The sequence below is a fragment of the Actinoplanes palleronii genome, from assembly GCF_016862315.1.
Taxonomy (GTDB): Bacteria; Actinomycetota; Actinomycetes; order Mycobacteriales; family Micromonosporaceae; genus Actinoplanes; species Actinoplanes palleronii.
Genome location: NZ_BOMS01000051.1, coordinates 22,600 through 44,484, shown reverse-complemented (window position 1 = coordinate 44,484; position 21,885 = coordinate 22,600). Strand labels below are relative to the sequence as shown.

At 71.5% G+C, this 21,885-nt stretch carries 18 protein-coding genes; 6 read left to right on the top strand and 12 right to left on the bottom strand.

Annotated elements, in window-relative coordinates:
- Positions 1 to 99: 99 nt before the first annotated feature.
- From Apa02nite_RS18735 to Apa02nite_RS18720, 4 genes are all read right to left on the bottom strand, one after another.
- A complete protein-coding gene (locus Apa02nite_RS18735; protein ID WP_203826147.1) occupies positions 100 to 1,623 on the bottom strand; it encodes a COG1361 family protein in 1,524 nt (507 codons plus the stop codon).
- A 79-nt stretch (positions 1,624 to 1,702) separates the two neighbouring features.
- Positions 1,703 to 2,554, bottom strand: a complete 852-nt coding sequence (locus Apa02nite_RS18730; protein WP_203826146.1) for a menaquinone biosynthetic enzyme MqnA/MqnD family protein — start codon at positions 2,552 to 2,554, stop codon at positions 1,703 to 1,705.
- A gap of 203 nt (positions 2,555 to 2,757) precedes the next feature.
- Entirely contained in the window at positions 2,758 to 3,960 is a 1,203-nt protein-coding gene (locus Apa02nite_RS18725) for an MFS transporter (protein ID WP_203826145.1), read from the bottom strand.
- Between the two features lie 49 nt (positions 3,961 to 4,009).
- Positions 4,010 to 4,591, bottom strand: a complete 582-nt coding sequence (locus Apa02nite_RS18720; protein WP_203826144.1) for an ArsR/SmtB family transcription factor — start codon at positions 4,589 to 4,591, stop codon at positions 4,010 to 4,012.
- A gap of 192 nt (positions 4,592 to 4,783) precedes the next feature.
- On the opposite strand from Apa02nite_RS18720, the gene Apa02nite_RS18715 reads away from it, so the two are divergent.
- Positions 4,784 to 6,781 (top strand): HelD family protein, encoded by a 1,998-nt coding sequence (locus Apa02nite_RS18715; protein ID WP_203826143.1) that lies wholly within the window; start codon positions 4,784 to 4,786, stop codon positions 6,779 to 6,781.
- A 59-nt stretch (positions 6,782 to 6,840) separates the two neighbouring features.
- Positions 6,841 to 7,707 (top strand): LLM class flavin-dependent oxidoreductase, encoded by an 867-nt coding sequence (locus Apa02nite_RS18710; RefSeq protein ID WP_067687780.1) that lies wholly within the window; start codon positions 6,841 to 6,843, stop codon positions 7,705 to 7,707.
- On the opposite strand, the gene Apa02nite_RS18705 is transcribed toward Apa02nite_RS18710, so the two are convergent.
- Both Apa02nite_RS18705 and Apa02nite_RS18700 read right to left on the bottom strand, forming a co-directional pair.
- Positions 7,688 to 9,250: a hypothetical protein gene (locus Apa02nite_RS18705; protein WP_203826142.1), complete on the bottom strand. Its 1,563-nt coding sequence runs from the start codon at positions 9,248 to 9,250 to the stop codon at positions 7,688 to 7,690. The genes Apa02nite_RS18710 and Apa02nite_RS18705 overlap by 20 nt on opposite strands.
- A gap of 89 nt (positions 9,251 to 9,339) precedes the next feature.
- Positions 9,340 to 9,765 (bottom strand): GNAT family N-acetyltransferase, encoded by a 426-nt coding sequence (locus tag Apa02nite_RS18700; protein ID WP_203826141.1) that lies wholly within the window; start codon positions 9,763 to 9,765, stop codon positions 9,340 to 9,342.
- A gap of 104 nt (positions 9,766 to 9,869) precedes the next feature.
- Here Apa02nite_RS18700 and Apa02nite_RS18695 point away from each other — a divergent pair, with 104 nt between their 5' ends.
- Positions 9,870 to 10,631 carry a VOC family protein gene (locus Apa02nite_RS18695; protein ID WP_203826140.1) on the top strand — a complete coding sequence of 254 codons (762 nt, stop codon included), beginning with the start codon at positions 9,870 to 9,872 and terminating at the stop codon, positions 10,629 to 10,631.
- A gap of 75 nt (positions 10,632 to 10,706) precedes the next feature.
- On the opposite strand, the gene Apa02nite_RS18690 is transcribed toward Apa02nite_RS18695, so the two are convergent.
- Genes Apa02nite_RS18690 through mqnE form a run of 6 tightly spaced genes read right to left on the bottom strand, consistent with a single transcriptional unit; the run spans position 10,707 to position 15,627 of the window.
- On the bottom strand, positions 10,707 to 11,534 hold the full coding sequence (locus tag Apa02nite_RS18690) for an ABC transporter ATP-binding protein (RefSeq protein WP_203826139.1): 828 nt from the start codon (positions 11,532 to 11,534) through the stop codon (positions 10,707 to 10,709).
- Positions 11,531 to 12,574 carry a FecCD family ABC transporter permease gene (locus Apa02nite_RS18685; RefSeq protein ID WP_203826138.1) on the bottom strand — a complete coding sequence of 348 codons (1,044 nt, stop codon included), beginning with the start codon at positions 12,572 to 12,574 and terminating at the stop codon, positions 11,531 to 11,533. Before Apa02nite_RS18685 ends, Apa02nite_RS18690 begins: the two co-directional genes overlap by 4 nt.
- A complete protein-coding gene (locus tag Apa02nite_RS18680) occupies positions 12,571 to 13,491 on the bottom strand; it encodes an ABC transporter substrate-binding protein (RefSeq protein ID WP_203826137.1) in 921 nt (306 codons plus the stop codon). The genes Apa02nite_RS18685 and Apa02nite_RS18680 overlap by 4 nt, the downstream gene beginning before the upstream one ends.
- 12 nt (positions 13,492 to 13,503) lie before the next feature.
- Positions 13,504 to 14,007 carry a DUF4229 domain-containing protein gene (locus Apa02nite_RS52355; RefSeq protein WP_203826136.1) on the bottom strand — a complete coding sequence of 168 codons (504 nt, stop codon included), beginning with the start codon at positions 14,005 to 14,007 and terminating at the stop codon, positions 13,504 to 13,506.
- 12 nt (positions 14,008 to 14,019) lie between these two features.
- Positions 14,020 to 14,448 (bottom strand): hypothetical protein, encoded by a 429-nt coding sequence (locus Apa02nite_RS18670; RefSeq protein ID WP_067687767.1) that lies wholly within the window; start codon positions 14,446 to 14,448, stop codon positions 14,020 to 14,022.
- 9 nt (positions 14,449 to 14,457) lie between these two features.
- Positions 14,458 to 15,627, bottom strand: a complete 1,170-nt coding sequence (mqnE, locus tag Apa02nite_RS18665; RefSeq protein ID WP_203826135.1) for an aminofutalosine synthase MqnE — start codon at positions 15,625 to 15,627, stop codon at positions 14,458 to 14,460.
- Between the two features lie 296 nt (positions 15,628 to 15,923).
- Here mqnE and Apa02nite_RS18660 point away from each other — a divergent pair, with 296 nt between their 5' ends.
- The 3 genes from Apa02nite_RS18660 to Apa02nite_RS18650 all read left to right on the top strand — a co-directional run bounded on the left by Apa02nite_RS18660 (position 15,924) and on the right by Apa02nite_RS18650 (position 21,744).
- The gene (locus Apa02nite_RS18660; RefSeq protein WP_239164394.1) at positions 15,924 to 17,570 is read left to right on the top strand and encodes a C40 family peptidase; all 1,647 of its coding nucleotides are present in this window, start codon (positions 15,924 to 15,926) and stop codon (positions 17,568 to 17,570) included.
- 206 nt (positions 17,571 to 17,776) lie between these two features.
- Positions 17,777 to 19,540 carry a hypothetical protein gene (locus Apa02nite_RS51925; protein WP_203826133.1) on the top strand — a complete coding sequence of 588 codons (1,764 nt, stop codon included), beginning with the start codon at positions 17,777 to 17,779 and terminating at the stop codon, positions 19,538 to 19,540.
- Positions 19,541 to 19,812: 272 nt separating this feature from the next.
- Positions 19,813 to 21,744, top strand: coding sequence for a DEAD/DEAH box helicase (locus Apa02nite_RS18650; protein WP_239164393.1), 1,932 nt, complete (start codon positions 19,813 to 19,815; stop codon positions 21,742 to 21,744).
- The last annotated feature ends 141 nt before the right edge of the window (positions 21,745 to 21,885 follow it).

The window sequence follows — 21,885 nt, the reverse complement described above, 5'->3', positions numbered from 1 at the left end:
CCCTGGCGGTGCGCTGCGCACCCCACTTTCACACGTCATTGGCGGCGCGGTGAGGGCCGGGTGCATCGCACCCGGCCCTCACTGGACGTTGCTGAAGAGCTACTCGACGACGGTGATGATGCGCCGGCGGCGGGCCATCCGGAACGCGAGCACGCCGAACGCCAGCAGCGCCGCGCCGCCGCCCGCGATCAGGCCGGCCGACGGGCCGGTGATCGGCAGGCCGCCGCCCTCGCCGCCGGTGCTACCGGCGCTCACGGTCAGCGCGGCCTTGTCGTTGCCGTGCTTCGTGTCCTGCACGCCGCCGTCGACCTGGACGAACCCGGCCTCGTGCGAGCCTTCCTGGATCATCGCCTCGAAGGCGAAGACCCGCTTGCCGCCCTTGGCGACCTGGTCGAGCACCAGGCAGACCCAGTCCCGGCTGTCCAGATCGGCTTTCAGGTCGAGCTTGGTCGGCGACGTGCCCGGCACGCACCACTCGTCGGCCTTGGTCAGCTTGACGTTGGTCGGCACGTTGACGTGCACGTAGCCGATCCACTTGGTGTTGATCGGGATCGTCGCGGTCGGGCCCAGGTTCTGAGTGCCGACCTTGACCGTGACCAGGTCACCGGGGGTGCCGCGGAAGGTACCGCCGATCGCCTTGCTGTCCGCCGCCGACTTCGGCACCTTGACGTAGAACAGGGCCAGGTTGTCGGCCGGGTTCAGGTCGTCGGCGATGTCGTCGTCGGTGAGGTCGGCGACGGTGGCCATCGGCTGGAACTTCAGCTCGGCGCCGGGCTTCGAGGCGGTGCGCTTCTTGAAAGCGTCCACATAGTTCTGAGTGAGACCGACGACGCCGGCGACGGCGAGGTAGTCCGCCGGGCCGGCCGCGTCCGCGGCAACCTTGATCTTCGCGGGGGTGGACGCCGACAGGGTCGCCGCCTGGCCCGGGGCGAGCTTCTCGTCGAGGACGCAGATCAGGCCCTCGACGTCCGCGTCCTTCTCACAGTTGCGGTAGTTCAGGTCCGGCGAGACACCCGCGCCCAGGGTCGACACGATCAGGCCGAGCGGGCCGGACTGCACGTTCCCGGTGTTGCGGACGCTCAGCGCCAGGTCGGCGGACTGACCGCGGCCCAGCTTCAGGTCCTTCAGATCACCGACCTCGAGGTCGACCGCGCTCTTGGTGGTACGCACCACCTGGACCTGCATCTTGTCGTGCTCTTCGGTGCCGACCGTGGCGGTCAGGTCGAAGTACGAGTTCAGGTTCGTGGTGGACGCGACGTCCGGCTTCACGGTGAGGGTGTAGACGCGCCGCTCACCGCCCGCCAGCTTGGCGATCTTGCAGGCGGTCGCCGTGCAGCCGGCCGGCGGGACGAACCCGATGTCGGCCGGGACCGCGTCGGGCCCGTCGGCGAAGCCGATCGTCACGTTCTCGGCAGCCGCGCCACCGAGGTTGTAGACCTCGAACTTGACCGTCTTCGACTGGCCGTCGATCACCGTGACGGTGTCGGTGATGTCGAGCAGCACCAACGCGAACCCGGGAAGGATCGAGTCGGCGGCCTGCGCGGGCAGGGCCAGGCCGGACACGGCCAGGCCGACGGCGACCGGCGGCAGGACGAGGCGGCGGAGCAGAGCGCGCAAACGCATGTTCACCGTTTTCGGACTTGAAGCCGCGCGGGGGCGGCTGGAGAAAGTCCGCGGAGCGTAAGGCCCGGCCCCTGAAAGATCAAACCTCGGCGAAGAGCAGGCCATTCTGCGGCAACGGCGGAACTTCGCCACGATTCGCCGCACGCCGGGCGAATTCCGTGATTCCCTGCTGCTGCCGCTCGCCCAGCGAAAAGTCCAGGACCCGGAAGTAGTTGGCCAGCGTGGCCGCGTCGAACGGCTCCCAGCGGGCCGCCGCCTCGGCCACCTCGTCCAGCTCGCCCAGGCACAGCTCCTTGGACCGCTGGAACGCCTCGTGCACGTCCTTGACCTGGCCGGGGTGCGCCGCGGCGAAATCCTTGCGGACCGCCCAGACGGCGAAGACCATCGGCAGGCCGGTCCACTCCCGCCACGCCTCGGCCAGGTCGATGACCTGCAGGCCGAGGGCGGGTGCCTCGTACATCGCGCGCAGTGCCGGGTCACCGATCAGCACACCGGCGTCGGCTTCCTGCAGCATCTGCGACAGGTCGGGCGGGCAGCGGAAGTAGGTGGGCTCCACGCCGTACCGGTCGGCGAGCAGCAGCTGAGCGAGCAGGACGCCGGTGCGCGAGGTGGAACCGAGCGCCACCGGGCGCTTGTCGAGCTCGGCCGGAGGCCGGGTGGAGACCAGGTTGACCGACAGCACCGGCCCGTCGCTGCCGACCGCCAGGTCGGGCAGCAGGAGCAGTTCGTCGGCGTGCCGCAGGTACTCGACCAGGGTGATCGGGCCGATGTCCAGGTCACCGGCGACGAGCGCGGCGCTGAGCCGGTCCGGCGTGTCCTTGTGCAGGTCGACGTCGAGCAGAGCGCCCGACCGCATCAGGCCCCAGTAGATCGGGAGGCAGTTGAGGAACTGGATGTGCCCGACCCGGGGCCGACTGACGCTGTCGTTCATGCAGCGACGGTATCCCCTGATTCAGCGACATCCGTGGCGAGAGCAGCATCAGGGTGGCCAAGGTCGCAGCAACGCGGGCTGGCGCTCAGGGGTGTGTCCGGCACCCCGAGGCACCCCGGAGAGCCAGCCGGGGAGCGCGGGCGCGCCACGGTCCGGAGCGGGCCGCAGTGTGGCGCGAGACCACCACGGGACGCGGCTGATGCCTACGGCCGGGAAGCCATTGATCGTACGAAATGGGGGGTTTGGCGGACCAGCGGCCAGCAGGCGAGGGCGGCGAGCAGCCCGGCGGCGCCCGCACCGGCGACCAGGACGCGTGGGTCGAAGTGCTCGAGCAGCGGGCCGGCCACCAGGAAGCCGAACAGCCCGGCGCCCTGGACGACCGCGGTGATCACGGCGAAGGCGCGGCCGTGCGCCTCGGCCGGCACCCGGCCGGCGACGATCACGGTCATACAGACGTTCAGGGCGCCGTTGCAGACGCCGCCCAGGATCCAGAGCGGGACCAGCCAGCCGGCCGCGCCCACCGTCGAGCCGGCCAGTACCACCAAGCTCGCGCCGGCCAGCACGGCGAGCACCAGCCGGACCGAGATCCAGCGCTGCGGGATTCGCCCGAAGAACGGGGTGACCAGCACCATCCCGACCATCCAGGACGCCGCGACCAGGCCGTAGACGGTGGCCGAGGCGCCGAGCGTGTCCCGGATGAAGAACACGTCGAGCACGTTGATCGCGCCGACCCCGGCGACGACGGCGGCGATCGCCACGGCCATCACGGTCAGCGACCGATCGGAGCGCAGCCGGAACGCGACCGGCTCGGTCGCCTGGTCGGCGGCGGCGGCGCCGCACCGCCGGGTCCGGATCAGCAGCGCCATGACGACAAGTCCGAGATAGCTTGCCGCGTCGATCAGCAGCGGAACCCGCGAACCGGTCTGCCCGACCAGGAACCCGGCCAGCGCCGGGGCGACCAGTGCGCCGGCCTGGCTGGCGGTCTGCACCAGGCCACTGGCCTTGGCCAGGTCGTCACGACGGACCATCTGCGGCAGCAGCGCCTGCAGGGTCGGCTGGGTGACCGCGAGACCGGCGGCGAGCAGCGCGACCAGCGCGATGATCGCGGCCGGGTGGGTGGCGAAGGCGAGGGTGGCGCAGACCGCGGCCTGCCCGAGGCCGACGGCGACCAGCAGCGTGCGACTGTCGGCCCGGTCGGCCAGCCGTCCGGTGAGCGGGGTGAGCAGGGCCATGGGCAGGGCGGCGGCGAGCAGCAGCCCGGAGACGGCCAGCCCGCCGTGCCCGGTCTGCTGCAGGACCAGGGCGAGCGTGGTCGCCGCGAGGAAGTCGCCGCAGACGGAGACACCCCGTCCGGTGGCCACCAGGTAGACGTCCGTCCAGCGCGAACCGGCAGATGTGAAGGACATACTTCGAAAGTAATCCTTCACATCTGCGGACGCAACCCGCCTATCGAAATCAGTCCATGGGGAATGCCGTGTACTGGACGACCACCTTGCGGGCGCCGGCCGGCGGATCCTCCTGCCGTTCCCGCACCCGGTACGGCTCCAGCAGCTCCCGCACCTGCGCGCTCAGCCGGGTCATCTCCTCCGCGGTGACCAGCAGCTGCTGGCCCATCATCGCGCTGGCCTCCCGCCACTCCTCCGGCTCCTGGTGCTGCCGGTCCAGCCACTGGTGCACCCGCTGCTGGTCCCGGGTCAGGTAGACGTCGATCAGCGCCCGCTCGGCGGCCACCGCGTCGGGCTGGTTGGTGTCACTGGCGATCCACAGGCCGTTCCCGGTGCTGCGCCAGCGCCGCTCCCGCCCGTCACCCTGGCTCGGCGCCTGCTCGACCAGGCCGTATTTGGCCAGCTCTCGCAGGTGGTAGCTGGTCGCGCTGGGCGACAAACCGACCAGGCCGGCGCACTCGGTCGCGGTCACCGTCGACCCGGTGACACTCAGGTGCTCGACGATCTCGATCCGCGCCGGATGCGCCAACGCCCGCAACGTCCGCGCATCCGTCACCCGCACGTCCGCCCGGTTGGTCTCCTGCTCAGCCATGCCCACATTCTCCGCGAGAGGGGGAGGCCGGTGAAAATCAGTGGACAACGCCTGTGGGCGGCGTAGCGTGGAGGGCCGCTATGACGGCCGTGGTGAGCATGCACCGCAGCGGACGTCGCCCGCGCCGGCGGCGGCCGACCCGTCCTCCGGATACGCGAGCGCAAGCCTTGATCAGCCTGCCGAGGATGTCCCGTGCCCGCGTCTGAACTGGACCTCGAACTCACCGCCGAACGCACCCATCTGACCGAGTCCCGGGCCGCGCTGCACCGGATGCGTGGCCGCGCCGAAGCGCTCTTCTCCACCGGCAACCAGGTGGCCGGCGATGCCTACACCGCCGAGCAGCTGGGCCGGCACATGGCCCGCCGGGTCAAGGAGCTCGCCGACGACCCGGACACCCCGCTCTTCTTCGGCCGCCTCGACATCGAGGAGGTCGCCTACCACGTGGGCCGCCGGCACGTCACCGACGACGCCGGCGAACCGATGGTGCTGGACTGGCGGGCGCCGCTGTCCCGCTCGTTCTACCGGGCCAGCGTCCGCGACCCGCAGGGCGTCGCCACCCGCCGCCGGTTCGGGTTCGTCAAGGGCGAGCTGACCAGCTTCGAGGACGAGCACCTGGACCGCGGCGAGGAGCTCGGCACCAGCAGCCGGATCCTGACCGCCGAGATCGAGCGCCCGCGCGTCGGCCCGATGCGCGACATCGTCGCCACCATCCAGCCGGAGCAGGACGAGCTGGTCCGGGCCGACCTGGGCGACTCGATCTGCGTGCAGGGCGCACCCGGGACCGGCAAGACCGCGGTCGGGCTGCACCGCGCGGCGTTCCTGCTCTACCTGCACCGGGAGCGGCTGCGCCGGTCCGGTGTGCTGATCGTCGGGCCGAACACCGCGTTCCTCTCCTACATCTCGGCGGTGCTGCCGACCCTCGGCGAGGTCGAGGTGCAACAGTCCACGCTGGACGAACTTGTCGGCCGCGCTCCGGTCAAGGCGGTCGACACGGTCCAGGCCGCTGTCGTCAAACATGACGTACGGATGGCAGCGGTCCTTCGCGGTGCACTGTGGAACCGTCTCGGCGAGCCGACCGAGCCGATCATGGTGTCGGACGGCTCGTACCGCTGGCGGATCGACCTGGAGCCGCTGCACCGGATCGTCGACGAGGCCCGCGGTGAGGGCTTGCCCTACGCGGTCGGCCGGGAACGGGTCCGGGCCCGCGTGGTCGGCCTGCTGCAGCGCCAGTCGGAGTACCGCACCGGCAACTCGCCGAACGAGGGCTGGCTCCGCCGGATGAGCAAGGTCGCCCCGGTCGCCGGGTTCCTGGAGACGTGCTGGCCGGCCGTCACCCCGGAGTCGCTGGTCGCCGAACTGCTGACCGACCCGTCCACGGCCGGTGACCTGCTCACCCCGGACGAGCAGGAGGCGATCCGCTGGCTCAAGCCGCCCAAGACCGCCAAGTCGGCCAAGTGGACGCTGGCCGACCTGGTGCTGCTCGACGAGGCCGCCGGCCTGCTGGAACGAGAGACCAGTTTCGGTCACGTGGTCATCGACGAGGCGCAGGACGTGTCGCCCATGCAGGCGCGCGTGATCGCCCGGCGCAGTGAGCACGGCTCGATCACCCTGCTCGGCGACCTGGCACAGGGCACCGCGCCGTGGGCCGCCACCGACTGGCACGACATCCTGGCCCACCTCGGTAAACCGGGCGCCGCGGTGGTGCCGCTGACCGTCGGATTCCGCGTACCGGAAGTGGTTGTCGCCCTGGCCAACCGCCTCCTGCCGGCGCTCGGCGTGAACGTGCCCGAAGCGGTCTCGCTGCGCCGCGACGGTGACCTCAGGCTCCTCCCCGTCGCCGACCCTGCCGACCTGGACGCCCGCACTCTCACCGAGGTCACCGCGGCCCTCGGGCACGAAGGATCCGTCGCGGTCATCGCGGCGGACGCCGCGGTGGATCAGCTCCGCGCGCAGCTCACGGTTGCCGGGATCGAGCACGCGCGGCCCGACGAGCTCGAGACCGCGGCGCGCGTCATGGTCGTCCCTGCGACGCTGGTCAAAGGCCTGGAGTACGACCATGTCATCGTCCACGAGCCCGCCGACATCGTGGCCGCCGAGCCACGCGGCCTGAACCGCCTCTACGTGGTGCTGACCCGAGCGGTCACCCGGCTCTCCGTCCTGCACGCCAAACCGCTCCCGCAACCGCTGTAAAAGCCGTCGGAGTGGATCACGCTCCCACGTGGTCCACTCCGACGGCTTAACATCGGCTGATGTCCCGCATCGGAGTGTTGTTCGACCGCGACCTGTCCCCCGAAGACCTGCAAGCCTTCGCCGTCGCCGCGGAGGAGGCCGGCGCCGACGACCTCTGGGTCGTCGAGGACCTGGGCTGGGCCGGGTCGATCAGTACGGCCGCGCTGGCCCTGGCCGCCACGTCCCGGATCCGGGTCGGCATCGGCATCACCCCGGCCCCGCTGCGCAGCCCGGCCCTGCTCGCCATGGAACTGGCCATGCTGGCCCGGGTCTACCCCGGTCGCCTGGTGGCCGGTCTCGGACACGGCGTCGCCGAGTGGATGCGCCAGCTCGGCCTGGAGGCGAAGTCCAAGCTGGCCCTGCTCGAAGAGACGATCATCGTGGTGCAGGGGCTGCTGCGCGGCGAGACGGTCACCCTGCAGGGCCGCGAGGTGTGCATCGACGGCGTACGCCTGGTGCACCCGCCGGCGGTGGTCCCGCCGATCGTCACCGGCGTGGTGAAGCCGCGCTCGCTGGAGCTGTCCGGCCGGGTCGCGGACGGGACAATACTCGCCGAGGGCAACAGCCCGGCCCAGCTGACCGACGCGCTCGGGCACATCCGCAAGGGTGGCGCGACCGACGAGCACGAGCTGATCGTCTTCACATACCTGCACGTCAACGACGATCCGGCGGACGCCGCGCGGGTGACCGGCCCGATGGTCGAGGGCCAGGCGAGCTGGCTGGGCGTGCCGCCCGAGGAGATCTTCTCGCTGATCGGGCCGGTCGGTCAGGTGGCCGGCAAGGTGCAGGCGCTGGCCGAGGCCGGCGCCGCGACGATCGTGCTGCGCCCGCTCGGGCCGGACCCGATCCCGCAGCTCCGGGCCGCGCTCACCGCACTGGGTCGCTGACCGCGGCGTCGATCAGGCGGGCCATCTCGGCGACCGGTAGCGCTGGATTGCCGGCCGCCGACTCGGCCACCTGCGGGTCCGCGTCGGTGAGCAGCGCCGCGACGCGGTCCGGTGGCAGCGCCGGATGACCGGCGGCGATCGGCCGGGCCTGCGCGTCGGCGAGGCAGTGCTCCAGGGCCGCCGCGCCGGCGTGCGGGTGCCGGGCGATCTCGCGCAGGGCCTTCGGCACCCGCGGCTCGCGCCGGGCCAGATCGAGGAGCAGGTCCGCTGTCGCGTCCTGGTTCGCGGCGACACGACCTATCACGCGTACGCCATGAGCCGCCACCATCGCGGCCAGCCGCGCCGCGCTCAGTCCCGGATGCCCGGCCACCGCGGCGACCACTTTCGCGTCCGGGTCACCGGCCAGCCCGTCCCGTACGGCCGCGGGCAGGTCACGGCGGACCGCGAGCAGCATCCGCACCTCCGGGTTGGCACTCGCCGCCAGTTGCCGGAGCTCCTCGTCGGTCGCGGTGGCGACCCGGGGCAGCAGGGTCGGCCCGATCCTGGTGGTCCCGGCCAGCTCGGCGAGCACGTCCAGTGGCACCACCGGGTTGTGGGCGAGCCTGCGCCGCACCTCGTGCGTCTGATCACCGGCCATCCGGCGGAGCAGGGCGACCGGCAGGGCGGGGTTCTCGGCGAGGTCACCGCGTACCCCGGAAATCGGGTCGTCGGCGAGCCGCTCAGCGGCCTCGACCGGCAGATCCGGCCGCGCCGCGAACGCCCACCGCAGGAACGTCGACGGATCCTCCGCGAACCTGACCAGCGCGGATACCGGCGTCGCCAAGTTATCCACAGCCTGCCGCCGGATCCTGTGGATAGTGGATTCGTGGCTGCCGTCGCAGGCCGCGCCGGGCGGCAGCGTGCAGTCGGTCCGCAGGCAGTGCGGGTCGTGCACAAACGGGATCGGTTCCCGCTCGCAGACCAGGCACGCCTCCGGCGGCGGCTCGTTGGCGACCAGCGCGGCCAGGCTGGCCGGCGGGGTGGCCCGGTTCACCGCGACCATCACCCGGACCTCGGCGTGCCGGTGCGCGGCCAGCCGGCCCAGCAGCTCCGGATCCGTGGTGTGCAGGGCCAGCTCGGCGACCACTTCCGGGTCCGGGTCGGCGGCCAGCGCGGCGACGACGTCCGCCGGCAGGCCCGGGCAGGCGGCCAGTTCCTGCCGGATCTCCGAACTCGGCTCGGCGGTGAGCCGCCTCGCCCACTCCGGCCGGCCGCGGCCTTCGTTGAGCAGGGCCAGTTCGACGTACGTCCAGGTGGCGGCGGTCCCGCCTGCGGTACCTGGCCCGTTGTCGCTGAAGTCCTCGGCGGAGAGGCGGCCTTCGCGGGCCAGCACGATGGCGGCGCCCTCGAATCGGGTGGCGAGAACGCGCACCTGGGCGGGCGTCAGGTCGGAGCGGTAGGCGAGGTCGCGCGCAAGCTCCTCGTCGGCCAGCCCGATCAGGCGGTCGACCAGGGCGGGCGGCAGGGCAGTGTTACCGGCCAGCGCCACCAGGAGGTCATCCACGATCGAGCATCTTCGCCGTTCGAAGGCCCGTCCGGAAGCTTTTTCTGTTGCGTCTCCATCTCACCTTGTGGACCCGCGGTGGCCGACGGTCAGACCAGCGGCTTCACCCAGCGGGACCACTCGGCCTGCGGGTGATAGCCGTGCCGGGCCCAGATGCCGTGCGCGCCCGCGTTCGCGTCGAGCACCATGGCGTCCGCGCGGGTGCCGCCCAGGCTGCGGAAACGCTCCTCGGCCGCGGTGATCAGCCGGCCGCCGACCCCGGCCCGGCGGTGCCGCGGCGCGACCGCGAGCCGGTACAGATGACACCGCCAGCCGTCCCACCCGGCAATGATCGTGCCCACGATCTCGGCACCGTCGACGGCCAGGATCAACGCCTCCGGATCCCGCGTGACCAGCGCCTGCACCGCCGCGGCGGTGTCCACCGGCCGGCCGTCGTTCTCCGCCGCACCCTGCCAGAACGCCAGCACCGCGGCCAGCTCGGACTTCTCGGCCACTCGCAAGATCAGCTCTCCCACGACGGTTACCTTAGGTCGTCGCGATGTGCGCAGAGCGACGCCGGTTCGGCTAGAAGACTGACAGTTTCGTTCTGGCGATGGTGTCCGGATGCGACCATGCGGCTATGACCGTTCCCTCGCCTGGAGTTCCCAACTGGGTGGATCTGGCGACGTCGGACCTCGACGCCGCTGTCCGGTTCTACTCGAGTCTGTTCGGCTGGACCGCTGAGGTGTCCGGCGATGACTTCGGGGGATATACCACCTTTCTCCTCAATGGGCTGCCAGTGGCCGGCGCCGGTCCGCTGTTCGGCGAGGGACAACCGACCGCGTGGAGCACGTATCTGGCGACCGACGACGCCGACCTGGTCGCCGCCCGGGTGGAGGCGGCCGGCGGCAAGGTGCTGGTGGCGCCGTTCGACGTGATGGATCAGGGGCGGATGGCCGCTTTCCTGGACCCGTCGGGCGCGCCGTTCAGCGTCTGGGAGGCCGGCATGATGCGCGGCGCCGAGGTGTTCGACGTGCCCGGCGCGCTCACCTGGAACGAGCTGAACACCCGGGATCTGGACGGGGCGCGGAACTTCTACGGCGCGGTGTTCGGGTGGACGTTCCGGGAGGCGCAGGTGGGCGGGCTGCCGTACCTGCTCTGTGACAACCTGCGCCAGCCGGTCGCCGGGATCCAGCCGATGGTCGGCGAGGGCTGGGCGGACGACGTGCCGCCGTACTGGCTGGTCTACCTCGCGGTCGGGGACTGTGACGTGGCGGCCGAGCACGCGTTCGCGCTGGGCGGGCGGATCGTGCAACCGCCGACCACGATCTCGATCGGACGCTACGCGGTGCTCACCGACCCGCAGGGCGGCACCTTCGCCATCCTCGCCGGCCGCCGGTAGCGGTTTCCCGGCTGGTCCTCAGGGCTGCCTCACCGCGCCGTGAGGTAGTTCTGAGGACCAGCCGGAGACCGTGGGTCAGGAGCGGACGGCGACGATCAGGGGGCCGTGGTCGCCGGGGATCACCCGGACCCGGACGCGGTAGTGCTCGGCCAGGTTCGCCTCGGTGAGCACCTCGACGGGGGTGCCGGCCGCGACCACCCGGCCGCCGGCCAGCAGCACCATCCGGTCCGCGTACTCGCCGGCCGTGGAGAGGTCGTGCATGGTGGCGAGCACGGTCAGGCCCCGCTCGGCGCGCAGCCGGTCGATCAGCTCGAGCACCTCCTGCTGGTGACCGATGTCCAGGGCGCTCGTCGGCTCGTCGAGCAGCAGGATCCGGGCGCCCTGGGCGAGCGCCCGGGCCAGGAACACCCGCTGCCGCTCGCCACCGGAGAGGGTGTCCAGCCGGCGGCCGGCGAACGGGACCAGGTCGAGGGCGGTCACCTCCGCCTCGACGGCGGCGAGGTCCGCGGCCGACTCCCGGCCGAGCGCCGGAACGTACGGGGTACGCCCCAGCAGCACATAGTCGAAAACGGTCATCGCGGGTGGGACGACCGGGTTCTGGACGACCACCGCGACCGCCTTGGCCCGATCCCGGCGGTGCAGCCGGTCGACCGGGCGGCCGTGCAGGTGGACCGACCCGCGGAACGGCAGGAGCCCCGCGACGGCGCGCAGGGCGGTGGACTTGCCGGCGCCGTTCGGGCCGATCACGGTCACCCACTCGCCCTCGGCGACGGTCAGGTGGACGGCGTCGACGATCAGGGCGCTGTCCAGTCGTACGGTCAGATCGGTGACCTCGATGGCCGGGCCCGCCGCCGTACCGGAAGAAGTCGGCTCGGAGCAGAGCGGACCGGGAGCGGACGTCATGTCGTCAGCGACCGGCTGGTGCGCAGCACCAGGATGAAGAACGGCGCGCCGAGAAACGCCGTGACCACACCGATCGGGATCTCCGCCGCGCCGCCCGCCACCCGGGCCAGCAGGTCGGTCAGGGCCAGGAACGCCGCGCCGAAGAGCACCGACAGCGGCAGCAGCGAGCGGTAGCTCGGCCCGGTCAGCATCCGCAACGTGTGCGGAACGATGATGCCGACGAACCCGATCAGGCCGGAGACCGAGACGGCCGCCGCGGTGCCCAGCGACGCGGCCACGATCAGCAGGTAGCGGCTGCGCTGCGGATGCAGGCCGAGACTTGACGCCTCCTCGTCGCCGACCGTGAGCACGTCCAGCTCGCGGCGCTGAGCCAGCACGATCACCGCGGTCACCACCGTGTACGGCAGCACCACCAGCACGTCGTGCCAGCCCGCGGTGCCCAGCCGGCCGAGCAGCCAGGAGTACACCTCGCGCAGCGACTCGACGTGCCGTTGCAGCAGGTAGGTCTGCATCGCGGCGAGGAACGCGGAGACCGCGACCCCGGCCAGGATCAGCGCCGACGGTGACCGATCCCGCCCACCGGCCGCACCCAGCACCCAGGTCAGTGCGACCGCGACCAGGGCGCCGACAAAAGCGGCAAGTGGCACCCCGATCGGCAGCCCGGCCGCCGCGTCCGTGGCCGGCCGCAGCACGATCACCGCGGTCACGCCGAGCCCGGCGCCGGCGGCGACGCCGAGCAGGTGCGGATCGGCGAGCGGATTGCGGAACGCACCCTGGTAGGCGGCGCCGGCCAGGGACAGCATCGCGCCGACCACCAGGCCGAGCACCACCCGGGGCAGGCGCAGTTCGAGCAGGATCGCGACCTCACGCTCGGTGAGACCGCTGTGCAGGCGGACCCCGGGAATCAGGTTGAGCAGCTCGACCGCGACACCGCCGGGCGGCAGCGGGACCGAGCCGAAGGCGAGGCCGGCGGTGACCGCGACCAGCACGGCCAGCACGCCACCCGCGAACCAGGCCGGGCGCAGCCCGGCCGGCCTCATGAAGCCGGAACCTTGCGGACCGCGTCGGCCACGGCTTGGACCAGATCGACGGTACGGGGGCCCCAGCGCGACGCGATGTCATCGTCGAGCGGATAGATCTGGCCCGTGCGCACCGCCGTGATCGACGCCCAGCCCTTACGCGCCGTGACCGTCGCGGCGGACTGCTGGCAGCACTTGGTGTCGGCCAGGAAGACGGTGTCCGGGTTCGACGCGACGAGGCTCTCCGCGGAGAGTTGCGGGTACCCGCCCTTGCTGCCGTCCGCGTCGGCGGCGTCGGCCACGTTAGTCATCCCGAACAGCTGGAAGACGCTGCCGATGAACGTCTTCGAGGTGGCCGAGTACAGCTCAGGGCCGAGCTCGTAGAAGTAGCTGACCGGTTTTGCCCGGGCCGGCACCGACGCCACGATCTGCTCGATGCCGGTCTGCATCGCCGAGGTGACCTGGACGGCCTCGCCGCTGTGCCCGGTCAGCGAGCCCAGGTCCTTGATCTCGAGATACGTATCGGTCAGGGAGGTGGCCGCCGGGGTCCGGAACACCGGGATCTTCAGCTTGCCGAGCTGGGCGACGATCTGGTCGGCGTCGTCGGAGAGCACCACCAGGTCGGGATCCTTGGCCGCGATCGCCTCGGCGTTCGGCTTGAAGCCGGAGAGGTCGGTCCGGGGCGCGTCGGCCGGGTAGTTCGACTGGTCGTCGACTGCGGTGACCTGCGGACCGGCGCCGATCGCGAAGAGCATCTCGGTGGCCACCGGGCTCAGCGAGACGATCTTCTCGGGGCGCTGCTCGAGGGTCAGCGCCCCGGCCGTGAAGCTCTCCCCCGCCGACGGCCGGGTGCTGGGCGTCCCGGAATCCTTGTCGCCACCGCACCCGGTGAGCAGCAGGGCCGCCGCGGTGGCGGCGGCGAGAAGCGCGCGTTTCATGAGGTCCCCGGACTACTTGCCGGCGTCGCTCTTGGTCTCGGACTTCAGCTCACCGGTGGCAGCGGCCACGTCAGTGTCCGTGCTCCCGGCGGCCGTGGCCGTCTTCTCCTCTGCCAACGCCGTCTTCTCCCCTGCCGGCACCGTCTTCACTTCTGCCGGCGCCGTCTTCTCTGCCTGCGTCGTCTTCACTTCTGTCGGCGCCGTCTTCTCTTCTGTCGGCGCAGGGGTCGAGGCGTCGGCGGCGGCGACGCGGTCACCGGCTGCGACGGCGTCGTCGTCGCCGGCCAGGGCGGAGCGCAGGCGCTGCTTCTCCGCGGTGCGGCGCTCGACCACCGAGCCGAGGTGCTCGGCCATCTCGTTGCGCCACTTGCGCAGCAGGATGAACGAGAAACCGGCCGAGGCGACGAACGCGATCATCGCTTTGACCAGGATGTTCAGCGGCAGCGGAAAGAGCGCGGCGAACACCACCACGAACAGGCCGAGCCGGCCCAACGTGTATTTGATGGCGGGACTCATGATTTATCTCCCTCAGCCGGACCGCTGACGAAGCCAGCGCAGGCCGTAGAACCAGACGAAGCAGTACACGACCGTACCGGTCACCGCGCCGGACCCGCCGCTCACCAGGTTCGGGGTGTAGTCGGCGAGCAGACCGGCGACGGTCATCCCGAGGGCCGCGCCGAACCCGATGCCGAGCAGCGCCACGACCACCCGGTCGGCACCGTAGCCCTCGGCCCGGAACTGCTCGATGAACAGCCAGACCGGCAGGATCACGATCAGCCAGCCGTTCGTCTCGCCGAAGTCGGCGGCGCCGGTCAGGGCCAGGATGCCCTCCAGGACCAGCACCACCGCGATCCCGACGACCAGGCCGGCGAACGCCGCGCCGAGCATGTCGCCGACGCTCGCCACTGGTACGGGTTCGCGCCGCAGTCCACGGCCTGTGCTCGGCTGCTGGGTCATCAGAACACCCTAGGCCCAGACCTTCTGCGGCTCGCTGCGCCGCTCGGCCAGGCTGATCGGCTTCTCGTACTCCCGGACGACCTCGTAACGCGTGTTGCGCTCGACCGGCTGGAAACCGGCGTCCCAGATGAGGTTGAGCAGGTCGTCGCGGTGCATGGTGCTGGGCGTGCCGTACGAGTCGGCGTCGTGGGTGATCTTGTATTCGACCACCGAGCCGTCCAGGTCGTCGGCGCCGAAGTTGAGCGACAGCTGCGCCACCGACAGGCCGTGCATGACCCAGAAGTTCTTCAGGTGCGGCACGTTGTCGAACATCAGCCGGGAGACCGCGAACGTCTTCAACGACTCGGCCGGTGCCGCCATCGTGGTGCGTTCCTGGATCCGGTTGCGGACCTTGCCGTCCTGGGAGTCGACGAAGTCGTGCTGGTAGCGCAGCGGGATGAAGACCGCGAAGCCACCGGTCTCGTCCTGCAGCTCGCGCAGGCGCATCACGTGGTCGACCCGGTGCCGGGGCTCCTCGATGTGGCCGTAGAGCATCGTGGCCGGCGTCTTCATGCCCTTTTCGTGGGCCAGCCGGTGGATGCGCGACCAGTCTTCCCAGTGGCAGTTGTGGTCGACGATGTGCTGCCGGACCTCCCAGTCGAAGATCTCGGCGCCGCCGCCGGTCAGCGACTCCAGCCCGGCGTCCATCAGCTCGTCGAGGATCTCGCTGGCCGGAAGGCCGCTGATCTTCTCGAACCACTGCACCTCGGTGGCGGTGAAGCACTTGAGCTTGACGTTCGGCAGCGCGGCTTTCAGCTCGCGCAGCACCTTGGGGTAATAGCGCCAGGGCAGGGACGGGTGCAGGCCGTTGACGATGTGCAGCTCGGTGAGCTGCTCGTCCTCCATCTCCTTGGCCTTGGCGACCGCCTCGTCGATGCGCATCGTGTACGCGTCCTTCTCGCCCGGCTTGCGCTGGAAGGAGCAGTACGCACAACTGGCCGAGCAGACGTTCGTCAGGTTCAGGTGGCGGTTGACGTTGAACATCACCCGGTCACCGTTCATCTCGGTGCGCTTGTGATGAGCCAACCGGCCGAGCCAGGTCAGGTCGTCACTCTCGTAGAGCGCGATGCCGTCCTCACGGCTGAGCCGCTCGCCCGCGTAGACCTTCGCCTCGAGGTCACGCTTCAGTCCGGCATCCATGTGCGCCCCTTTCCCGTCGTCGCCGTCGAGACTACGTCCCGGCTCTGACAACCAGTACGGCGACAGGCGGCGAGGTGTCACGCCACACCGTGCGGCAGATCGCTCTCACCAGGTAGAAAATCTCCGCACCCGGGTAAGTCGAGAAATTCTCAGGGTCCTTTCATCTTCTTTCGATCGACAGCGGTGCTCCGCCTGCGGTATGAACCTTTAGGAACGACTAGCGATGGTCGCCGGCCGTCGCGGATGGGGAGCTCATGTCGAAGGCACTGCGGTACGGATCAGTAACATCACGATCCGTGCAGGCGCGACTCCGCCCCGTCATGTACTCGGCGGCCGCCGCCGCCACACTCGCCGCACTGTTCCAGCCGATCCCGGCGATGGCCGCGCCGACCGTGCCAGCCGGTGGTCAGGTGACCACTCCGGTGGGTGGCCAGCCGACCGCTCCGGGCCTGCCGGCCGGCGGCCAGGTGATCGCCGCGGGTGTGCCCGACGCCGGCTCGCGCCCCACCGCGCTCGGCACCCTGGTGCTGCCCGGCACCCCGATCAGCACGACCACCACCTCCGCGATCCCCGGCTCCGCCACGAGCCCGGTCCTGCAGCAGATCGAGAAGGGTCGCATCGCGGTCGACCAGCTCGGCGACCAGCTGCTCAAGCTGAAGGCCGAGCGCGACCTCGCGCAGACCCAGGTCACCACGGCGCTGCAGAAGGTCACCGACGCGCAGACCAACCTCGGTGACGCGCAGACCGACGCGGTCGCCGCCGCCGGCCTGGCGATGCAGCAGGCCGCCGCCGCCCCGCCGGGAGCGCTCGACTCCGGCCTGCTCGGCCTGGACCAGTTGGCCCGCCTGCAGCGCGGCGAGACCCCGACCGACGACTCATCGGCCAGCCGGCTCGAGGCCGCGCAGATCGGCACGCAGATCGCGCTCGACGAGCAGATCACCACCACCGCCAAGTGGAACGACCTGGCCGCGCAGTACACGAAGATGAACGCCCAGCTCATCCGGAAGCAGGCCGCCCAGCAGAAGCTGGAGAACGCGCACCGCGCCGAGCTGACCGCCGCCGAGAGCGCGGCGAGCGCGGCCGACCAGGCGCTCGGCACGGATTACCTGTCCGGCTCGACGAACGGTCAGGGTGCCGACCCGCGGGCGGTCCAGGCGCTGCAGTACGCGCTGGCCCAGCGCGGCGACCCGTATGTGTGGTCCGAGGAGGGCCCGGACCAGTTCGACTGCTCCGGCCTGATGTACGCGGCTTACCACACGGTGAACTTCCCGCTGGTCCGCGTCTCCCGCGACCAGTACTGGCAGACCCGCAACAAGGTCGTCGACCGGTATTCCCTGCTCCCCGGTGACCTGCTGTTCTTCAGCTACTCCAACAGCTGGACCGGCATCCACCACGTGGCCATGTACGCCGGCGACGGCATGATGGTCGAGGCCCCGCGCACCGGGCTGAACGTGCGTCTCGTCCCGGTCCGGTGGAGCCGCCTGTTCCAGGCCACCCGGGTCTTCGGCTCGGTCGAGGGCGGGGCCAGCGAGGTGCCGCTCGGCTCGCCCGACGCGGAGGAGCCGGCCACCGGCACCCCGACCAAGACCGCTACGCCGAAGCCGTCGGCCACCACCAAGACGCCGAGCCCGTCAACCTCCTCGACGAGCAAGCCGCCGGTCACCACGTCGCCGACGCCCAAGCCGAGCGGTTCCAGCTCGAGCCCCAGCGCCAACCCGTCGACCACCACGCCGTCGACCCAGCCGTCGGCCACCACGCCGTCGAGCACCCCGTCGGCCACGCCGTCGAAGACGCCCGACCCGGTCGAGACGACGACCTCGGCGCCGGAGGCCACCACCACCTCGGCGAGCGCCGCGCAGACCACCTCGAAGACGGCTGACGCGACCAAGTCGGACGATGCCGAGACGAGCACCGCGGCCTCGGTTTCAACCTCCTCCGACTAGGGCACGTTGCCGGCACCCACCTCCAGTCCGGAAATCCAGTGACAAGGCGTCCGGAAAACCATCCGAACCGGTCATCGACCCTTCAGGCAGCGCCGTCGTAGGGTTTTTCGGGTCAATGCCGGATGCGTTCACACCGACTGATGTGGCACGGTTAAGGTCAGCGACCGACGTCCAAAAGCCGTCGGCAGCGGCGGTCGGGAGGACCCATGGACGAGCAGCAGGCGACCAGGGACGGCGCGAACTCCTCGCCGCCGCCCGGCCGGCCGCCCGCCGACGAGGCCGAGGGTTTCGCACCGCCGCCGCCACCGCCTCCGGGCGCGCTGTGGGCGGCCGCCGCGCCGGTCTCCGCCGCTCCTGCCCCGGTCTCCGCCGCGCCGGTCTCCGCCGCTCCTGCCCCGGTCTCGGCCGCGCCGGTCTCGGCCGCGCCGGTCTCGGCCGCGCCGGTCTCCGGGGCTCCTGGCCCGGTCTCCGGCACTCCCGCGGCGGACTTCGGCTCGTCGCGGGGCAATGGTGGCTCCGCGCGGCCGATCTCGGCGGTGCCGAGCGCGGGCGCGGCACGGGCCAGCGTGCCGGGTGCGGCTTCGAACGGCGCGCAGCGGCAGTCGTCGACCGTCTACGGCGCCGCCGCCGACCCGAAGCCCAGCGACCCGACGCCCGCCCCGGCCGCCCCGGCGCCCAGCGACCCGACAACGGTCCTGGCCGACGCGCAGCCCGGTGAGCCGACCTCGGTCCTGGAAGGCTCCGAGCCGACCTCGGTCCTGGCCGGCTCCGAGCCGACCTCGGTCCTGGCCGGCTCCAAGCTCAGCGAGCCGACGCCGGCTGACCCGGAGCCCAGCGAGCCGACGCCGGAACCGGCTGACCCGAAGCCCGCGGACCCCGAGCCCGCCGAGCCCAAGCCGACCGAGCCCAAGCCGACCGAGCCCAAGCCCGCCGAGCCGAGCCACCCCCGGCCGGTCCCCGCGCCGCCCCGGCCCAGCGAGCCGAAACCCGTCGAGCCGGCCCGTCCGGAACCGATCACACCGCCACCCGGACCGTTCCCCGGCCCACAGCCCGGTCCCTTCCCCACCCCGTCGCCGGCGCCGTTTCCTCCTGGCCCCGTCCCGGACCCGTACCCGCCGAGCCCCGTTCCCCCTGGCCCCGGTCCCTCACCGGTGCCGCCGATGCCGGGTCCCAGCCCGGTGCCGCCCGGCCCCGGGCCGTCCCCGGTGCCCGCGCCACCCGGCCCGAGTCCGGTTTTCCCGCCGCCGCCGGCGATCGGGAACGGCCTGCCCTCGTACACGATGCCGCCCGACGGCGGCGGCCCGACGGGAGTCCTTCCGCCCATGTCCTACGGCACCTCTGGCTTTCCACCCGCGCCGGGCAACGGCGACTTGACCCAGCCGGTCAACCTCGCCGATATGACCATGCCGTTCTCCGCCTCGAACACCAGCGCCGCGCCCGGTGGTGCCGCGAACAACAGCGACATGACCATGCCGGTCAACCTCGCCGGGGGCAGCGACCGCACCATGCCGGTACACCTGGCCGGCGCGAACAGTGACATGACCATGCCGGTGAACCTGGCGTCGGCGAACATCGACGCGACGATGCCGGTCAACGTGGTCTCGATGCCGGGCGCCGTGCCCGGGCAGCGCGGCCAGGGTCAGGCCGGCCAGTACGGCCAGGCCCGGCAGCCGACACCGGCCGGTCAGCCGGAACACGGCGGGCCGATGGCGCCCGGCACGCTCTACAGCACCGGCGGCTACCCGGCGATCGACATGACCATGCCGGTGAGCAACCCCGCGGAGAACTCCGGCTCGCTCACCGGGCACATCCTGGCTCAGGGGTGGTACGACGCGCCGGTGGAGCAGCGACGCGGAAACTTGAAGGTGATCCTGGCCATGCTGATCGTCCTCGGCGTGCTCGTCACCGTGAGTCTGGTTTTCGTGTTCACCGTGGGGAGCAGCTTCACTGACATGCTCACGGGCAAGTAAAAAAGCAAGCGTTCGTGTCCTCCCCCCGGGGTATTTGCCGTCCGGGGGCGCCTGCTCTAAGCTGGCGAGGTTGTGCGCTGAGGTGAGCCTGCCCACTACCAGACCGGAATGCGGTCGGTGTGGCAAGCGTTCACACGTACACTCATGGCAGATGTTGACGCGGCGTGCCCATCCGGAGCACGCCACGGGCGTTCTTGCGGGCAATTCAGCGGGCGGTTCACAACCACCGCGGCGGGCCATTCGCGAGCATGCGCCCCCGTAGAGAGGTTCTCTTGACCACTTTCGCTGATTCCAGCACGTTCCCGTCCGTATTCGAGAACGGCACCAACGACACCGACACCGCCACGGTCGACACGACCGAGGCCGCCGTCACGGAGACCGCCGCCACTGAGGCCGCCGTCACCGAGACCGCCACCGCGACCGCCGCGGTCGAGACTCCCGCCGATGAGGCCGAGGCTCCCGCCGAGACGGTCATCAGCTTCGCCGACCTGGGTGTTCCTGCCGAGATCGTGCGCGTCCTCACCCGTGAGGGCATCACCACCCCGTTCGAGATCCAGGCCGCCACCGTGCCGGATGCTCTGGCCGGCCGCGACGTCCTGGGCCGCGGCCAGACCGGCTCCGGCAAGACGCTCGCCTTCGGTCTGCCGGTGCTGACCCGTGTCGCCGCCAGCGGCAAGGCCCGCCCGCACTACCCCAAGGCCCTGATCATGGTGCCGACCCGCGAGCTGGCGATGCAGGTCGCCGACTCGCTGATGCCGGTCGGCCGGGCCGTCGGCGTCTTCCTGAAGACCGCCGTCGGCGGCGTTCCGTACGACCGTCAGATGGATGCTCTGCGCCGCGGCGTCGAGGTCATCGTGGCGACTCCGGGCCGGCTCGCCGACCTGATCGAGCGGGGCGCGTGCAAGCTCGACGACGTCGAGATCACCGTGCTGGACGAGGCCGACCAGATGGCCGACATGGGCTTCCTGCCCGAGGTCACCGAGCTGCTCGCGAAGACCCCGGAGCACGCTCAGCGGCTGCTGTTCTCGGCGACGCTCGACGGTGACGTCGACTCGCTGGTGCGGCGCTTCATGCACGACCCGGTGACCCACTCCACCGCGCCGGCCGAGGCCAGCGTCTCCACGATGGATCACCACCTGCTGCTGATCCCGCCGGCCGAGAAGTTCCCGATCACCGCGTCGATCGCCAACCGGGAGGGCAAGACCATCGTCTTCGCCCGCACCCAGATGGGCGTCGACCGGCTGGTCGAGCAGCTGCACGCGGTCGGTGTCCGGGCCGGCGCCCTGCACGGCGGCAAGACCCAGCGGGTTCGTACCCGCACGCTTGCCGAGTTCAAGGAAGGCCGCTCGAACGTGCTGGTCGCCACGGACGTGGCGGCGCGTGGCATCCACGTCGACGGGGTCTCCCTGGTCGTGCACGTGGACCCGCCGAAGGACCCGAAGGACTACCTGCACCGCGCGGGTCGTACCGCTCGGGCCGGCGAGTCCGGCGCGGTCGTGACGCTGGTGCTCCCGAAGCAGCGCCGTACCACCCAGGCGATGATGACCAAGGCGGGCGTCTCCCCGTCCGAGGTCCGCGTCCGGGTCGGCGACGAGAAGCTCGCCGAGGTCACCGGTGCCCGTCAGCCGTCCGGCATCCCCGTGGTGGAGGAGCCGGAGCAGCGTCGTGAGCGGTCCGGTGGCGGTCGTCGCTTCGGTGGCGGCGGCAGTGACCGGCCCCGGTACGGCGACCGGCCCACCAGCGGTGGCTACCGCGGTGACCGGCCCGCCGGTGACCGTGGCGGTTACGGCGACCGGCCGAGCAGTGGTGGCTACCGTGGCGACCGCCCGGCGGGCGACCGTGGTGGCTACGGCGACCGTCCGGCCAGCAGCAGTGGCGGCTACCGTGGCGACCGTCCGGCGGGCGACCGTCCGGCCGGCGACCGTGGTGGCTTCAGCGGCGAGCGTTCCGGTGGGAGCTTCGGCGGCGACCGTGGCGGCGCGAGCCGTTTCGGTGACCGTCCGGCCCGTACCGACCGTCCGGCCTTCGGTGACCGTCCGGCTTTCGGTGACCGCCCGCGGGGCGAGCGCACCGCCAGCACCGGTGGTGGCGAGCGGCACTTCGCCGACCGTCCGGCACCGCGGACCGGCGAGCGGCCCCGTACCGAGCGTCGTGAGGGTGGCCCGGCCCGCTTCAACTCGGCGCGTCCGGCCCGCAGTCACTGATTGACCCAGCTTTAACGAAAGCCCCGTCTCGCACCTGCGAGGCGGGGCTTTTCCACAGGCTTGTCCACAGGGCGCGGCGGGGCCGTCGTACCTTATGAAAATCGGACGCGACGACCTCCTGGCGCGGAATCCTGCGCCGCG

What these genes read in the sequence shown, in the direction of transcription:
- Apa02nite_RS51925 (WP_203826133.1), top strand. Translation starts at nt 17,777, where the DNA reads ATGGACGAGCAGCAGGCGACCAGGGACGGCGCGAACTCCTCGCCGCCG.
- mqnE (WP_203826135.1), bottom strand. Translation starts at nt 15,627, where the DNA reads ATGGATGCCGGACTGAAGCGTGACCTCGAGGCGAAGGTCTACGCGGGC.
- Apa02nite_RS18710 (WP_067687780.1), top strand. Translation starts at nt 6,841, where the DNA reads ATGTCCCGCATCGGAGTGTTGTTCGACCGCGACCTGTCCCCCGAAGAC.
- Apa02nite_RS18695 (WP_203826140.1), top strand. Translation starts at nt 9,870, where the DNA reads ATGACCGTTCCCTCGCCTGGAGTTCCCAACTGGGTGGATCTGGCGACG.
- Apa02nite_RS18735 (WP_203826147.1), bottom strand. Translation starts at nt 1,623, where the DNA reads ATGCGTTTGCGCGCTCTGCTCCGCCGCCTCGTCCTGCCGCCGGTCGCC.
- Apa02nite_RS18670 (WP_067687767.1), bottom strand. Translation starts at nt 14,448, where the DNA reads ATGACCCAGCAGCCGAGCACAGGCCGTGGACTGCGGCGCGAACCCGTA.
- Apa02nite_RS18730 (WP_203826146.1), bottom strand. Translation starts at nt 2,554, where the DNA reads ATGAACGACAGCGTCAGTCGGCCCCGGGTCGGGCACATCCAGTTCCTC.
- Apa02nite_RS52355 (WP_203826136.1), bottom strand. Translation starts at nt 14,007, where the DNA reads ATGAGTCCCGCCATCAAATACACGTTGGGCCGGCTCGGCCTGTTCGTG.
- Apa02nite_RS18720 (WP_203826144.1), bottom strand. Translation starts at nt 4,591, where the DNA reads ATGGCTGAGCAGGAGACCAACCGGGCGGACGTGCGGGTGACGGATGCG.
- Apa02nite_RS18690 (WP_203826139.1), bottom strand. Translation starts at nt 11,534, where the DNA reads ATGACGTCCGCTCCCGGTCCGCTCTGCTCCGAGCCGACTTCTTCCGGT.
- Apa02nite_RS18725 (WP_203826145.1), bottom strand. Translation starts at nt 3,960, where the DNA reads ATGTCCTTCACATCTGCCGGTTCGCGCTGGACGGACGTCTACCTGGTG.
- Apa02nite_RS18680 (WP_203826137.1), bottom strand. Translation starts at nt 13,491, where the DNA reads ATGAAACGCGCGCTTCTCGCCGCCGCCACCGCGGCGGCCCTGCTGCTC.
- Apa02nite_RS18685 (WP_203826138.1), bottom strand. Translation starts at nt 12,574, where the DNA reads ATGAGGCCGGCCGGGCTGCGCCCGGCCTGGTTCGCGGGTGGCGTGCTG.